Below are 14,840 nucleotides of genomic sequence, written 5' to 3'. Positions count from 1 at the left end.
TGACGGTGAAGTCGTGTCGTCGTTGATTGGGGTGACCATGTCGGTCTTGGATTCGTTGTCGCGCAGCAAGAGCGTGCAGTTCTCGGTGGTGTTCGTCGCGATCTACGTGGTGTTCGCCATCTTCGGGTACTCGCGAGCGATCGCCGAGGAGCGCTCCTACAAGTAGGCCGGGCCGCAGGTCACGTCGGAACGAGATCACTTCTCCCGGTCAGGGAGGCCGAGCGTCGACTTCAGATCGTGGAGCGCCGCGTCGAGGCGGTCGTTCACCGGATGGCGAAGGGCTGCGCGCTCTTCGTCGGCGAGTTCTTCGATGGCATCGGCGGCCGGACCGCCGAAGATTGGTATGACGTCATCGGGTGGGTCGTGGCTGGTCATGATCGGCCCCGTCCCGGGCACGGCCCGTCGAGATCATCACCGTGTCGATGACTGTCATTCTCTAGTCTGCCCCGGTGTCGGCGGGGGGCGCCGCGTCGGTCAGCTTCGTCGCGACGGCAACGAGCGGGGTGTTGGTGTCCTGCGAGAGTCGGGCGAGGAGTGCGAATGCCTCATCGGCGGAGATGTCGTAACGCTCCATGATCATTCCCTTGGCCTGTCCGATGACATCCCGGGACTGAAGAGCCGCGTCGAACTGTGACCGCGTTGCGGCTGCGCCCAGGGCGAGCGCCCAGGAGGTCGCTGACCGCTGTCGCCCGTCCGCGGACGTCACCAGGCAGCGATTCGTCCCGTTCGGACCAGAAGGTGGCAACGGCGAAGACCGACGAGTGGGTCGGCTCGAGCAGTGGGATCGCGAGCACCGAACGAACGGTGTGGGGCGCGGGAAGACCGAACATGTACCGCGAGGCGCTGTCACCGGTTGTCTCGCTGCAGGCGACAGTGCATCGATCTGTGGTCGCGCGATGAATCGGCCCGTCGTCGGACTCGATCTCCATCAGCGAGAGCTTCTCGGCCAGTGTGCTGCTGGCACCTTCGAGCGAGAGGGAGGGCACGCGTCGCCGCGCTCGCGAGACGGTGACCACGGCAACATGATCGACCCCCGCGATGGTGGCCGCGCACCGGCTGAGGTGGGCCATGATCGCTTCGTCGCGGGTGGGCGCGTGAACCATCTGGCGGAGCCACGCCATGAACGGCCGGTCGATGGGAAGGCGCACGTCCGGATGACTGTCGGGCTGCGCGAGGTGGGTGTCAGGAACGGCCACTGCGATGTGTCTCCCCGTCTGGTGCACCGGGGCGGTGTGCCCTGCGTGCGGCTGAATGACAACGGCGCATCACACACACGGAGGGTGCGGTGTGCCGTCGAGCCGACGAAGGTAACTGGTTCGGCCTCATGGCTGTGACGATCAACTCGCAGTTCAGCAAGAGTGATGAACAACAAGTTCAGAACTGTTCTACCAGTTCGAGGCGGTTTGCGCCAGACATCGCCGGGCGGCGTTCCGCCGGACTGTTACGGCACTCGCGCAGATCGAGCTGCCGCTCCCGCGCGGTCTGGTCGCCGCTGTCCACCGCGCTCTGCAGTTCGGCACCCAGGGTCTGCAGCGCCGAGGGGAAAGTCGGAGTTCGCCGCGACCACGAGTCGCTCGGCCGCTGTCGGCTGTCGGTGTCGCCGGAATTGCCCGAGCGGGCCCAATCATGGCTCCACGAGCTCTTTACGTGATCCACGCACTGGGTTGCCAAAGAAACGGGCGGGTTGTTTACTTGCCACCGCAAGGTGCCATCGTTCGCTGAGGCTCCTTCACGGAAACACGCCAGCGACCCCAAACGTCCAGAGACGCCACGGGTCAGGACAGGCCTTCCCGGATTAAGGGTTGGCCTCGGAAACCCAAGTTAACCCGTTCGCTGAACGACAGTCAACGAATTGCGGTCACGAGTTCTTTCCACCGTGGCCCATGGCTGCGGCGGCGGTGAGGGCAGCGATCGGTTCCCGCAGGGTCAGGGCACCCTTCGAGCTCCTTGACACCCTTCAGCGCACCGATGCCGAGTTCGATGAACGATGTGACGAGGGCGTCGACCGGGATCGGATCGGGGTCGTTCAACCACCACGACGACGCCTCGTCGAACGCGGCGACCAGGGTGGTGCCGACGTACTGCATGAGCCGGTTGGTCGGGTCGAGCTCCAGCGATCCCGCCAGCGCCGTCAACGCCCGGGTGCGTCCGCCGTCGGACACGGCGGCGACCGTCGGGTCGGGGTGGCGTCGCCCGACGATGAGCCGCAGTGCGACGCCTCGGTGGGTCTCGAGATAGCTCAGTTGAGTGCGCAAGGCGGCCGGGATGACCGTCGGGGTGTCTGCCCCGACGGGGGTCGTGAACGCGGAATCCATCTGCGCCACAACATTGTCGAGGACTGCGCGGTAGATTCCCTCTTTGTTCGTGAAGTGATGGAACAGCAGTCCGTGGGCGACGCCCGCGCGTCTGGCTATGTCCGCGATCGTCACGTCGCCGTAGTCGCGTTCGGCGAACAGCTCGGAGGCCGCAGTCACCATCCGGTCGCGCGTGGCGGCCTTCTGCTGTGAACGCCTGGTCGCGGTACGGACCCGCGCAGCATCACCTGTCACGACGCACAAACCCCCAGGCGATCACGCGGCCATGATACCCTGCGAGGCGGCGCCGGCTCAGAGCAGATCGCTCGTCTGAAAGCCGTTCTCGAGACTGTGCTTCACCGAGCCGAGGAATCGACTTGCGTCCGCACCGTCGACGACCCGATGGTCGTAGGAAACCGCCAGGTGGACAAACGATCGGACCTCGATGCCCAGCGCTCCGTCGACGCGGGTGGGTGCCAGACGCTCGACCACCGCACCGGTACCGAGGATCCCGGTCTGCGGCAGGTTGATGATCGGGGTGTCGAACAGCGCGCCGCGACTTCCGGTGTTGGTGAGAGTGAAGGTTCCGCCGGTCAGTTCGTCGACGGTGATGGTTCCGGCGCGGACCCGATCGGCCTTGTCGGCGATGGCCTGCGCCAGACCATCGATGCGTAGATCCTGTGCGTCGCGGATCACGGGGACCATCAGGCCTCGCTCGCCGTCGACCGCGATGCCCAGGTGGCAGCGAGGGTGGTGGGTGATCTCGGTGACGTCGGCGTTGACCGATGCGTTCAGCACGCGATGGTCGGCCAGCGCGTCGATCGCCGCTCGTGCGAAGAAGGGCAGGAAGGACAGCTTCACGCCTGTGCGGGCGAGGAAGTCGGCCTTGTGTTCTTGCCGCAGTCGCGCGATCGCCGTGACGTCGACCTCGAACACCGTGGTCAGCTGGGCCGATGTCTGCAGCGATTCCATCATCCGGGACGCGATGGTTCGACGCAGACGACTGAGCTTCTGGGTGTCTGGCGCAGCTGTGTCGGTCGGTGCTGCGGCCACACGGTCGTCGGCGCGTGGCCGCGGATCCGTGGGCGGGACGACTTCGGGGGCGGCGTCCGACGCGATCCTCGCGATGTCGGCTCCCACGGCCACCGAGTCGTCCTCGTGCACGAGAACGTCGACGAGTAACCCTGATGCGGGAGAGGGGATCTCGGTGTCGACCTTGTCGGTCGCGACCTCGAGGAGGGGTTCGCCGGCCTCGACGCGGTCCCCGGGATCTCTCAGCCACCGGGTGATGACGGCAGCGTCGACCCCCTCGCCGAGGGCCGGTAGGCACACGGTGGTCGTCTCTCGGGTACTGGTGGTCATGAGAATCCCTGTCGTAGAGCGCTGGTCGTGTCAGGCCAGCGCGTCGAGAGCGGCGCGGACGATGCTGTCGGCGTCGATCCCGTGGTGGCGGTAGACGTCCTCGAGGGAACCGACCTGTCCGAACTGGCTGACGCCCAATGAGATCGACGACACGCGATTGACCCCGCCGAGGAAGGCGAGAGTGTGCGGATGGCCGTCGAGGACGGTGACCATCGGGGTGGCGCGGTCGGCAGGCAGCAGCTGATCGAGGATCCACGTCGGCCCGGAGCCCTGGCCGCGGCGCGCCTGCACGGCCTCGAAGAGCAGTCCCGGACTGGTGACGCACAGGACGTCGGCCGACACCCCGACCTGCTCGAGACGCTCGGCCGCGGCCAGCGCCTCGGGGATCAGTGCGCCCATCCCGACGATCGTCACCGCAGGGTTCTCGCGCCGCACCAGCGGATAGCCGCCCGCCACCACCTGACGCCGACGCCGCTCCCGCGCAGCCGGATCCTCGGGGACGTCGGCGAGGGACTGGTCGACCGGTCGCGTCGACAGACGCAGGTAGGCCGAGGTGCCGTCCGGTCGGCCCAGTCGGCCGATGCTGGCGAGCAACGTCCATTCGACGTCGATGCCGAAGGCGGGCTCGTAGGAGATGCAGCCGGGCTGCTCGAGACCGATCGACGGGGTCTTGATCGACTGGTGCGCACCACCTTCGGTAGCGAGGCTCCCCGACGGTGTCCCGACGAGGATCGACTGGCCGCCGGCGTAGATGCCGTAGGACCACGGCTCCAACGCACGTTCCACGAACGGGCCGTACATGACGCCTATCGGGAACAGCGGCTCTCCCCACCGACTCCACGTGGCGCCCAGCTCACCGATCAGACCCACGAGGTTGGTCTCGGCGATACCCAGTTCCATGTGCTGACCGGTCGGCTTCTCGCGCCAGTGCATGAGCGTCTCGGGATCGTCGTCGAACTAGTTGTGGCGTTCGGCCGCCGACCAGACACCGACCTTGTTGACCCAGCCGGCGAGGTTGGTCGTCGAGCTGACGTCGGGGCTCACGGTGACGACCCGCCGGGCGATGTCGGGGGCGCTGCGGTTGAGGTCGAGCAGCACTCGACCCAGACCGGCCTGGGTGCTCGACGTGCCCTTCGGGGTGCGACCGCTGTCGCTCGGGATCGTGAGATCCGCACGCGCAGGCACCGGATCGCGTCGCAATCTGCGTGCGGTGGCGTTGCACAGCGAGGCGAGCTCCGATCCGTCGTCGAAGCGGCTCCAGGGTGCGGCGGGATCCTGACCGAGTTCGGCGGCGAACGTCTCGTACTCGTCGACACTGAGCAGTGACGAGTGATTCTGCGGATGCCCCTCGGTGGGCAGGCCGAAACCCTTGATCGTGTACGCGATGATGACGGTCGGTCGGGTGTCGTCGATCCGGCGATACGCCTCGGTCAGGGCCGACATGTCGTGACCGCCCAGATTGCGGATGGCCGCGGCGGGCGTGTCGTCGTCGAGGTCGGCGATCAGGCCGGCGATCTCGTCGTGACCGGTTCCGTCGCCGGGGAGACGGTCGCGCACCTCGGACGGGCTGCAGCGCAGCAACCGCTGGTACTCGGCGTTGGGCATCTCGAGGATTCTGGTGCGCAACGCCGATCCACCCGGGCGGGTGAACAACGACTCCAGCAGGGCGCCGAACGTGACGGTGATGACCTGCCATCCCGCGGCGCCGAACATCGCCTCGAGCCGTCCGGCGGCGATGTTGGGCACCACCCGGTCGAGGGACTGGCGGTTCATGTCGACGATCCATACGACCTCGCCGAGGTCGGCGATGCCGGGGTCGAGGATGGCTTCCCAGACCGCGCCTTCGTCGAGTTCGGCGTCTCCGACGAGTGAGTACTGTCGGCCGCTGCCTGCATGCCCCGTCGAGGTCTGCACGTACCGACTTGCCATCGCTCCCCAGATCGGGGCCGTGGCGCCGATGCCGACCGAGCCGGTGGAGTAGTCGACCGTTTCGGGATCCTTCGATCGACTCGGATACGACTGCAGTCCGCCGTACTCGCGGAGTGTCGTCAGGTACTTCTCCTCGAGGTCGCCGAGCAGGTAGTTGAGGCTGTGCAGAACCGGGGAGGCATGCGGCTTGACCGAGACACGATCACCGGACCGGAGTTGGTCGAACCACAGCGATGTCATGATCGACACCATCGAGGCACACGACGCCTGATGCCCGCCGACCTTGAGGCCAGAGGTGTTGGGGCGCACGCGATTGGCGTGGTGGATGATCGACGTCGACAACCAGAGCACCCGCTCGGCGATCTCGTCGAGATGGTGTGCGGTGGCCTCGAGCGGCGCGGACTCCGCAGTCGCCGGTCCCGGTGTCGATGGCGACATGGCGTGCTCCTCGTGTGTTCGGTGGTGATCAGGAGGTCACCGGATGGATCTTCGGGGTGACGATGGGCGCCTGCACGGTCGGGATGTCCGGTGGCGCGATGTGCGACAGGGAGGTCGACGGATCACGTCGCTTCGAGGATGCGTTCGCACTATGCTCACCAAACGGTGACGCGAATTTCGCTTGTGCGCCAGGGCCGCGTCCGTTTCTGTGCAGATTGCGCATCATCGCCGCTGAACCGACCCGAAAGATGAGCGCAATGCCCAAGGACGACCGTCTCGACGCGACGGACGCGCGTCTGCTCCTCGCCTTGTCCGACGCTCCGCGTGCCACGGCTCTCGCGCTCGCCGATCGTACGCGGCTCTCGCGCAACACCGTGCAATCGCGCCTCGCGCGCATGGATCAGGAAAATGCGTTGCTCTCGTTCGAAAATCGGATCAGCACAACGGGTCTCGGCTATCCGGTGCGCGCTTTCATCCTGACCAGCGTGCGCCAGCGCAAGCTCGACGCGGTCGGTGCCGCGCTCGCGAAGATCCCGGAGGTCGTCGAGGTGGTCGGGATGAGCGGCGTCGCGGATCTGCTCATCGAGGTCGTCGCACGCCACGTGGAGGATCTGTACCGGATCGCCGGCGCGGTGCTGGCCATCAAGGGCGTCAAGCGGACCACGACCGGGCTGGTGATGCGTGAGATGGTCGGTTACCGGGTGACACCCTTGCTGCAGACGCTCGCCGACGACGGTCCGCGTCCCACGAGCTGATGACGAGCGGGTGCGACAGGTCGTCGACCGGTCTCGCCCAGGAACTGGCCCAGCTCGGCGAGGAACTCGGCCGGTTTCTCGATATGCGGCCAGTGCCCGGTCTCCGGGATCTCGACCGCCGTCGAGGTGGCGACCGTCGCGAGAAATCGGTCGACGTCGGCAGGCGGTGACAGCGGGTCCAGTGGTCCACGGATGATCTTCGTGGGACAGGAGATCCGGTGCAGATCGCCCCCGGGATCGTCGCCGATGGTCGACAGGAGGGCGGGAAAGGATCCCGGTGCGCCGAGGGCGGACATGACCTGCTCCATGAGGTCGGGATCCAACTTCTCGGGGTGCGCCAGGAACGGGCCGAGAGCCAGCTTCAACAACCTCGGTGACGAGGCCACCATCGTGGTCACCCGCGCGGGCAGGGGAACGCCGATGGTCAACAGTTCCGCGAGCAGGGTCGCGACCGATCGCGGTTGGGCCAGGAAGGTCTGGATCGGGTTCCGCGCCAGGCCGGTGAGCGAGAGGATGGGCCCGCCGGTGATCACGAGTCGCTCGACGAGATCGGGGCGGTCGATCGCGAGGCGGGTCGCGACGATGGACCCCATCGAGTGCCCCACGATCGTGGCGCGATCGACCGAGAGTTCCGCGCACACTGCGGCCACCGCCTGCGCAAGCGCGGTGAAACTCGTTTGTCTGCGCGAGAACTGGGAATCGCCGAACCCGGGAAGGTCGATGGCGATGACCCGGTGGGTCCTGGCGACCTCGGGGAGGATCTCGATGAACCAGCGCCAGCTCGCGGATATGCCGTGCAGGAACACCACCACATCACGGTCGTCGCCGACCCGGTCGAGATCGACGAGATGGATGCGCTTCCCATCGAGTTCGACCTCACGGGTCACCTCCTCCCACGGGAAGTCGCGCCAATGCGCCGCCGTGGGCGCGACCTCGGTGTCTGACGTCGACGGTGTCGCAGATGCGGAGTCGTCAGGATCTGGCACGATTTTCCCTGTCGTTGCGCGAAGTGGTGGGATGCATCACCCGGTCGAGCGCGGGGACGAGGATGCGCCGGGGCACCATGCCGGCGAGTTGCGCCGCGATGGCGTTCATACGTCCGGAGACCACATGCGGCGGCGTCCGGCGGCGGTCGAGGGCGCGCAGCCCGGTGGCGACGACCTGGTCGGGCGTCTGGAAAGATCCGACGACCGACGCGTCGTCGCCGATGACGTCGAAGAACTCGGTCTTCGTGGGCCCGGGGGCGAGGGTGAACGCGGTGATCCCGTGCTTCTTGGCCTCGAACCACAGCGACTGACTGAAGCTCAGGACGAAAGCCTTCGACGCCGAGTAGACCGCCAGCGACGGCACGGGCTGGAAGGCCGTGGTGCTCGAGACGTTGATGATGCCGCCGTGGCCGCGCTCGATCATCTCGGGAAGGAACGCACGCGCGAGATCGACGACCGCGATCACGTCGACGGCGATCTCCTTGCGGTAGTCCGCCGGGTCGGTGTCGACGAAAAGTCCCTGGGTCGCGAAGCCGGCGTTGTTGATGAGCAGGTCGATGTCGTCGTCGACCTGGGCGCGCAAGGTAGCGCCGGGGTTCTCGGTGGCGAGATCGAAGGGAACGACGGCGCAGTCGACCGAGAACTTTCTGCTCAGCTCGTCGGCGAGCTCACGCAATCGGTCGGCGCGACGCGCCACGAGTACGAGGTCCGATCCCCGGGCCGCGAGGGCGCGGGCGAACTCCTCGCCGATCCCGGAACTCGCGCCGGTGATGAGGGTGCGTCGAGCCGCGAAGCGGCGGCGCTCACCCGACGGCATGACGGTCATCTCGCATCGTCTGGTTTATGTCACCGAGCTTGACATTTCGTTGACTGACAGTCAACCGTCTTGTAGCGTCGCATCATCCGAGGCAGCGGGGCACGTCGTGTTGTCGTTGCCCCGGTACGGCGTGCGCGGTGGATCCTCGTGTGTTGTCAACAGAGGAGTGGACGTGGTCGAGATGATCCTGGTGACCGGAGCCGGCGGGGGAGTGGGCCGCGGCGTGGCGCGCAGGCTGGCCGAGGGAGGCGAGAAGGTTCGTGCGTTCGTCAAGAACGAGGAGCAGGCCCGCGTCGCGCGTGCCGACGGTGCGGCCGAGGTGGTGATCGGCGACATCAGGTCAACTGATGACGTGGTGGGTGCGGTCCCCGGCGTCGCCCGGGTGTTCCACGTATGTCCGACGGCCGTGGTGCGGGAGGTGGCGATCGCAGAGGGGTTGATCGCCGCCGCGCGCGCCAACGACGTCGAACACATCGTGTTCAACTCGGTGATCCATCCGGAGATCAAGGAGTTGCCACACCACCAGGAGAAGTTGCGAGTCGAGGCGCTGCTGCATGCGTCCGACGTCCCGGCGACTGTTCTGCGGCCGTCGCACTTCATGCAGAACTATCTCGATTTCTGGGACCTGATGCTCGCCGGGACTCTGCCCTACCCGTCGTCGCCGAACTCGGTCATGGGTGTTGTCGACGCGGAGGACATCGGTGAGGTGGGTGCGATGATCACCGCGTCGCCGCACGGTCATGCGGGTAAAACGTACGATTTATCGACCCAGGAGCTCACCCGCCACGAGATGGCAGCGATATGGAGTGGCGTTCTGGGCCATTCGGTCTCGGCCGTGCGACTCCCTCCCACGGCGGTGAAGAGCCCGTTGCAGGGTGTCGGTGCGGCCGCGACGATCGTCGCCAAGTCGTTGGCGTCGACCAAGACCCATGCGTTGGGGAGCATCGTTCGTGGACTGGCCGGCTCGTCGAACACCCGTGGCGTGCGGAACTGGCCGGAGGAGTCCAAGGACTGCTATGTCGCGATGATGAGCTACTACGACACGGTCGGACTGCCGGCCGGTAACATGACCGTGCTGCCGGAACTGCTCGGTCGACCGGCCACCAGCTACCGGGAGTTCGCCGCGCGTGAAGCCGCCCGGCGTGGGGCCACCGTCGGCTGAATCCCCTCGCGCTTGTGGAACGTCGAACGTGCCTGTGCTCGAACGTCACCGCTGCACTGCCTCGCGGAATCGGCTCAGAGCAGTCCGAGAACCTCCAGGTTGGTGGCATACTTGACGATGATCTGCGGTGTGATGTGCGGGATGTCCTTGTCGGGACCGATTTTCGCGTCCTGTACCGCCGCGCGGAACCGATCGGTCGATGCCATCGCCCCGTTGAGCGGCGGCACGGGCTGCTGGTAGTTGTGCAGCAACGGCAGCAGTGACGCGGACCGCTGCTTGGCAGGCAGCGCGCGGACCGCGGTCTCGAACCGCTGGAGCCAGGTGTCGTAGTGGTCGACACGCTGGATCGAGTACCCCGCATCGACCAGCCAGTCGACGAACTGGTCCTGACCGATGCCGTCGTCGTACGGGTTCATCACGTGGTACGTCTCGAAACCGTCGAGCAGCTGGACCGACAGGGTCGAGATCGCCTCGGCGATGAAGTCCACTGGTAGTCCGTCGTAATGGGCGCGTTGACGATTGCCATCGGAGTCGAGCTCGTAGAACGACTTCGGGGCGACCCCGGTGGCCACCAGGCTCAGCATCAACCGGGTGAACATGTCGGGCACGTTCAGCTGACCGACGAACTGGGTGTCGGCCAGGATCATGTCGCACCGGAACACCGACACCGGCAGACCGCACAGATCATGCGCTTCCCACAGGAGCACCTCGCCGGCCCACTTGCTGGTGCCGTAACCGTTGGCGTAGGTCTCGTCCACCGCACGGGTGGCGCTGATCTCGCGGATGTCGGCGTCTTCGACGAACGCCGACGCCGGCTCGATACCGGCCCCGACACCGATGGTCGAGACATAGGCGAACTGCTTGAGCTTGCTGGTCAGCGCGATGCGGATCAGCTCGGCCGTGCCCAGGGCATTCGGGCCGAACAGCTGCGCATACGGCAGCACGTGGTTGACCAGTGCCGCCGGGTCGACGATCAGGTCGACGGTGTCGGCGATGCGCTGCCACGTCTGCGCGTCGAGACCGAGATCGGCTTCGCTCTTGTCACCCGCGACGACCTCGAGATGGTCGGCGGCCAGCTTCTCGTATCGCGCCAACAGGGCCGGGTCGCCGCTGTCGAAGGTCGCGTCGAGTCGCGCCCGGGCCGCCGCGTCGTCCTTCGCGCGCACGATGCAGATCAGGGTGCCGTCGACGAGATCCATCCGCTCGAGCCATTCCAGCGCGAGGAACCGACCGAGGAAGCCGGTCGCGCCGGTGAGCAGAACGGTACGGACCTGCTCGCCGGGGCGCGGCAACGACGGTGCCGCGGCGAGGGTCTCGGCGTCGACGAACTTGTCGAGGGTCAGATCCCGTGCGTGGACCGCGGTGGCGTCGGCGCCGTGCACCGTCGCGAACGTGGGTCGGGTCGCACCCGAGTTCCGCTCGTTGTCGATGTAGTCCGCGATGGCCTGCAGGTCGGCTGCCGGATTGACGATGACGCCGACCGGGACATCGATGTCGAAGATCTCGCGAAGGAGGTTGGCGAACGTCACCGCCGACAGCGAGTCACCACCGAGGTCGGTGAAGTGCGCATCGGCCTGCACGTCGGAGGCCGACGCGCTGAGCAGTGCGGCCGCGGCTCGACTCACGGACTCGAGAACCGGTGCGGTGTCGCCGTCGCGGCGCAGCGCGGCCAGTTCGTTGGTCTGACCGTCGGCGAGGTCGGCGTAATGCTGTTCGAGCGCTTCGCCGTACTTCTCCTTCAACCGGGGACGCGCGAGCTTGCGGATGCCGGTCAGCAGACCGTTCTCCAGCGTGAAAGGCGTTGTCTCGACGATGAAGTCACGGGGGATCTCGTAGGACTGCAGACCCGCGGCCTTGGCGGCCCGCTGCAACGACTCGCCGAGGATCGGCTTGACCGCGTCGACATCACTGTCGACCTGGGCCAGGGCATCGTCGGTCGGCACGATGACCGCCAGCAGGAACGCACGAGCGCTGTTGCCGTAGATATAGATCTGCCCGATGACGGGGCTGTCGGCGAAGACCGCCTCCACCTTCGACACGGTGACGAACTCGCCCTGGGAGAGCTTGAGGACGTTGTTGCGGCGATCGAGGTAGACCAGCTGATCGGGACCGGTCTCGGCGACGACATCGCCGGTGCGGTAGTAACCGTCCTCGTCGAAGACGTCGGCGGTGGCGTCGGGACGGTTGAAGTATCCGGGGAACATGGTGTCGGACTTGACGAGCAGCTCGCCGCGCGGGTTGGGACGATCGGTGTGGAAGTATCCGAGGTCGGGGACGTCGACGAGCTTGTAGTCGATCACCGGGGGACGGCGGACCGCTCCGTCGATGAACACCATCCCGGCCTCGGTGGATCCGTACCCCTCGACCAGGTGCAGTCCGAGCAACGATTCGACGAACGCGGTCATCTCCGCCGAGATCGGCGCCGAACCCGTCAGTGCGGCAACGTATCGCCCGCCGAGCAGGTTGTCGCGCAGGTCCGCCGAGACCGCCTCGCTCGCGGTGGCCTCGTCCTCACCCGCGTTCACGCGACGGTTCAGGGCGCTCTGGTGTTCGGTGAAGATCATCTCCCAGATCCGGGGGACGAAGCTGAGCAACGTCGGTCGCACCAGCGCGAGGTCCTCGAGGAAGGTCGACAGGTCGCTGGTCGCCGCGAAGTAGGACGTCCCGCCCGACGCGAGCGTCTCGAACAGGATGTGTCGCCCCATGACGTGGCTCATGGGCATGAAGCTCAGGGTGATCGACGGACCGGTGGTGCCCTGCGCACCGACCATGTTCGTCGACCGCCGCCATGCGTTGGTCACCAGGCTCTCCGGGTACATCGCACCCTTGGGTCGGCCGGTGCTACCCGAGGTGTAGATCAGCAGTGACAGCGGATCGCCCTCGCCCACAACCGGAACCGGGCCGGTCACCTTCGACTCACCGCGTGCGATCACGTCGGCGAGCGCCTCCACGGTCACCGCGTGCTCGCCGTCGGCGAGGCGACGCTGCGCATCGGCGACCGCGTCGCGGTGGTCGTCGACCTCGGGGTGCAGATCGAACACGATCAACCGTGCGGGCGACTCGCTGTTCCCGCTGAGTCCGATCGCGTCACCGAGGTGATCGACGCTCGCGGCGATCAGCGTGGGTTCGGTCTCGTCGACGATGGGCTGCAGCTGGGTCAGCGGCGCACTGGTCTGCAAGGGCACGCACACCGCGCCCAGCAGAACCGTCGCCATGTCGATGACCGCGTAGTCGATGCTGGTGAACCCCAACACCCCGACGCGGTCGCCGGGCGAGACCGCACCGTCGGCGAGTGCCGCGGCGACCGAGCGCAAACGGGCCCACAGCTCGCGATAGGTGATGGTCTCGAAGCGCGGCAGCAGCGTGGTGGTGGTGCGACCGGTCGCAGGGTCCTCGACGAACTCGACGGCACGCGCCCCGAGTGCGGGTCGGTCGGCGTAGCCCTCGGCGAGAGTGTCCATGATCTGGGCGAGTCGCAGCGACGGCTCGTTGATCGCCGCGGTCACCGCGTCGTCGGGGCGCGCGGCGGCGAACTGCGCGTCGTCACCGACCAGATCGGCAATGCGGCGGGCGAGTTGGTCGTCCTGGGTGTCGACAGACATGGGTGGTACTCCTTCGAACTATGGCCGGACGGGAGGACGAGTAGGCGTCCTGAGCACCCGTACAGGATTTTGCATAGCCTAACGATGTAAACGTTAGCAGCGCTTCGCACCCACCGGCCACCGCAGTGTGGCGCACCAGACACACCTGGTCGGACAGCGCGACCGCTTAGTCGGATTCGCGTGGTCGCGTTGTATGAAAAGCGTCCGCGACGGCTCCTCGGCCACACCTCGCCGACGTCAACGCAACGCCGTCGCGGCGACGTCGGTAGGCGCTACACGGAGATGTGGTGACCCGCTGCCCGAAGCGCCTCGACCGCGACCGATTTGTGTGTCGACGGGGTCAGGACGATGTCGGCGGTGGCCGTTGAGCCGACGAAGACGGGTATGCCGTCGGCCGACAGGGGCGATCATCGATACGGTCATGCCGGGTTGGTCGAGTTCGTGTGCGGAACCACCGGAATAGAAGGCGGTCAAGCGTGCTCGATCACGAACTCGCCGCCGAGCACTTCGAGGTGTTGGGCGACGATGTCGAGTGCGAGCGTGGCCATCATGGAGACGCTAGCCGTCAGACGTCAGCGTGTTCAGTCGCGTCTCCTCCTGGGATCCGGTCTCCGCCGAGTAGACGATGACCCGCACATCCGAGCCGGTGGCATGAAAAACGTCTCCGATGAGGGTGATCGGATCCAGACGGGGTGAGTGAAGGTCTTTCGCGCTCCCCGGTAGAACGTCGGCGTGGCGGTACGCCACAGCCCGGAGAACTCGGCACTGGCGCTCTTGAGGTCACGGATGAGGTCGTCGAGTTCAGGATCTGCGGGGTGGGCTATCTGCGCGATGCGAAGGTCTCCGACCACTGCATCCCGAAACCGGGCGTGTTCTTCGGGGTCCACCCACACTGCTGAGGTGTCCTCGGTCATCTCGTACCACGCTTGGTTGCGTCGGCGGCCGGACAGTTCCATCGGATCTCCATGAGCGCCGACCATGCGGGATTCCACTGCAACAGCCACCAGTCCGCGGAAAAGACCGCAGTGGGCAGCCGATCTGCCCGCGCCACCATCCGTGTGACGCTGTCGGGAACCGACCGATCCACAACAGACGCCGGTGCCGCCAAACCGGCTGCGCCACAAAGCACTGCAGCATCGGCGGCGGCCAGCCCCATGGCTCGGACCAACGCTGCGACGACCGCCGGTGACGGGTTCGTCGCCCGGCCCTGCTCGAGCTGAATGAGGTAGTCCACAGAGATTCCGGCCAGTACGGCGAGTTCCTCGCGGCGCATACCCGAGGAACGTCGTGGCCTGCCCGTCACATCCGACATCGGCGCGCTGCGATCACGCCACGAATGCAGCAGCGACGCGAACCCGGCTGACGATTGCGCGGTCGGCGGTTCCCTGTGCTCGATCGACATCACTCCAGTGTGTCCGCCCCGACGGTGGTACTGACAGTCCTACCGACGGTCATCATCTTCTGGTCTGCGGTCCTGCCGCATACCGTCGAGAAC

The 14,840-nt window shown here is 66.6% G+C and carries 13 protein-coding genes, 2 pseudogenes and 1 riboswitch; of the genes and pseudogenes, 3 read left to right on the top strand and 12 right to left on the bottom strand.

All coding sequences use genetic code 11. The annotated features are described in order from the left end of the window. Positions 1–37: 37 nt before the first annotated feature. The gene (locus TU34_RS24530) at positions 38–166 is read left to right on the top strand and encodes a hypothetical protein (protein ID WP_275041765.1); all 129 of its coding nucleotides are present in this window, start codon (positions 38–40) and stop codon (positions 164–166) included. A 29-nt stretch (positions 167–195) separates the two neighbouring features. Here the strand turns inward: TU34_RS24530 and TU34_RS19645 are convergent, their stop codons facing one another. The 6 genes and pseudogenes from TU34_RS19645 to TU34_RS19630 all read right to left on the bottom strand — a co-directional run bounded on the left by TU34_RS19645 (position 196) and on the right by TU34_RS19630 (position 6,023). Beyond that, a complete protein-coding gene (locus tag TU34_RS19645; RefSeq protein ID WP_150116623.1) occupies positions 196–375 on the bottom strand; it encodes a hypothetical protein in 180 nt (59 codons plus the stop codon). A gap of 61 nt (positions 376–436) precedes the next feature. Further along, positions 437–664, bottom strand: a pseudogene (locus TU34_RS24405) (ANTAR domain-containing protein); the annotation flags it as partial. Between the two features lie 710 nt (positions 665–1,374). After that, positions 1,375–1,656 carry a hypothetical protein gene (locus TU34_RS23710; RefSeq protein ID WP_150116622.1) on the bottom strand — a complete coding sequence of 94 codons (282 nt, stop codon included), beginning with the start codon at positions 1,654–1,656 and terminating at the stop codon, positions 1,375–1,377. Between the two features lie 47 nt (positions 1,657–1,703). Continuing rightward, positions 1,704–1,863: riboswitch (M-box (ykoK) riboswitch) on the top strand. After that, complete coding sequence (locus TU34_RS19640; protein WP_150116621.1) at positions 1,845–2,549, bottom strand: TetR/AcrR family transcriptional regulator; 705 nt, start codon at positions 2,547–2,549, stop codon at positions 1,845–1,847. It overlaps the preceding riboswitch by 19 nt. A 57-nt stretch (positions 2,550–2,606) precedes the next feature. Further along, positions 2,607–3,656, bottom strand: a complete 1,050-nt coding sequence (locus tag TU34_RS19635) for a 2-oxo acid dehydrogenase subunit E2 (RefSeq protein WP_045824608.1) — start codon at positions 3,654–3,656, stop codon at positions 2,607–2,609. A 30-nt stretch (positions 3,657–3,686) separates the two neighbouring features. Next, positions 3,687–6,023 (bottom strand): annotated as a pseudogene (locus tag TU34_RS19630) (transketolase-like TK C-terminal-containing protein). A 257-nt stretch (positions 6,024–6,280) separates the two neighbouring features. Between TU34_RS19630 and TU34_RS19625 the strand changes: the two are divergent. Further along, positions 6,281–6,778, top strand: coding sequence for an Lrp/AsnC family transcriptional regulator (locus TU34_RS19625; protein ID WP_045824607.1), 498 nt, complete (start codon positions 6,281–6,283; stop codon positions 6,776–6,778). Here TU34_RS19625 and TU34_RS22510 read toward each other — a convergent pair. Further along, positions 6,718–7,764, bottom strand: coding sequence for an alpha/beta fold hydrolase (locus TU34_RS22510; protein ID WP_052689073.1), 1,047 nt, complete (start codon positions 7,762–7,764; stop codon positions 6,718–6,720). The two genes, TU34_RS19625 and TU34_RS22510, sit on opposite strands and share 61 nt — an antisense overlap. Continuing rightward, positions 7,751–8,590, bottom strand: coding sequence for an SDR family NAD(P)-dependent oxidoreductase (locus tag TU34_RS19615; protein WP_238981400.1), 840 nt, complete (start codon positions 8,588–8,590; stop codon positions 7,751–7,753). The genes TU34_RS22510 and TU34_RS19615 overlap by 14 nt, the downstream gene beginning before the upstream one ends. 172 nt (positions 8,591–8,762) lie before the next feature. Here TU34_RS19615 and TU34_RS19610 point away from each other — a divergent pair, with 172 nt between their 5' ends. Then, positions 8,763–9,743, top strand: a complete 981-nt coding sequence (locus TU34_RS19610; protein WP_045824725.1) for an NmrA family NAD(P)-binding protein — start codon at positions 8,763–8,765, stop codon at positions 9,741–9,743. Between the two features lie 74 nt (positions 9,744–9,817). Here the strand turns inward: TU34_RS19610 and car are convergent, their stop codons facing one another. The 4 genes from car to TU34_RS24145 form a co-directional block, all read right to left on the bottom strand. Further along, the gene (gene car / locus TU34_RS19605) at positions 9,818–13,345 is read right to left on the bottom strand and encodes a carboxylic acid reductase (RefSeq protein WP_045824606.1); all 3,528 of its coding nucleotides are present in this window, start codon (positions 13,343–13,345) and stop codon (positions 9,818–9,820) included. 272 nt (positions 13,346–13,617) lie between these two features. Then, positions 13,618–13,746 carry an ACT domain-containing protein gene (locus TU34_RS24670; RefSeq protein WP_150116633.1) on the bottom strand — a complete coding sequence of 43 codons (129 nt, stop codon included), beginning with the start codon at positions 13,744–13,746 and terminating at the stop codon, positions 13,618–13,620. Between the two features lie 180 nt (positions 13,747–13,926). Beyond that, complete coding sequence (locus TU34_RS24665; RefSeq protein ID WP_420835201.1) at positions 13,927–14,259, bottom strand: MmyB family transcriptional regulator; 333 nt, start codon at positions 14,257–14,259, stop codon at positions 13,927–13,929. Further along, positions 14,256–14,747 carry a helix-turn-helix domain-containing protein gene (locus tag TU34_RS24145; protein WP_203225502.1) on the bottom strand — a complete coding sequence of 164 codons (492 nt, stop codon included), beginning with the start codon at positions 14,745–14,747 and terminating at the stop codon, positions 14,256–14,258. Before TU34_RS24145 ends, TU34_RS24665 begins: the two co-directional genes overlap by 4 nt. Positions 14,748–14,840: the final 93 nt, after the last annotated feature.

The organism is Williamsia herbipolensis (genome assembly GCF_000964005.1).
In the GTDB taxonomy this organism is placed as follows: domain Bacteria; phylum Actinomycetota; class Actinomycetes; order Mycobacteriales; family Mycobacteriaceae; genus Williamsia_A; species Williamsia_A herbipolensis.
Note: the sequence above shows the minus strand (reverse complement) of the source record. Positions and strands in the feature narration are given on the sequence as shown.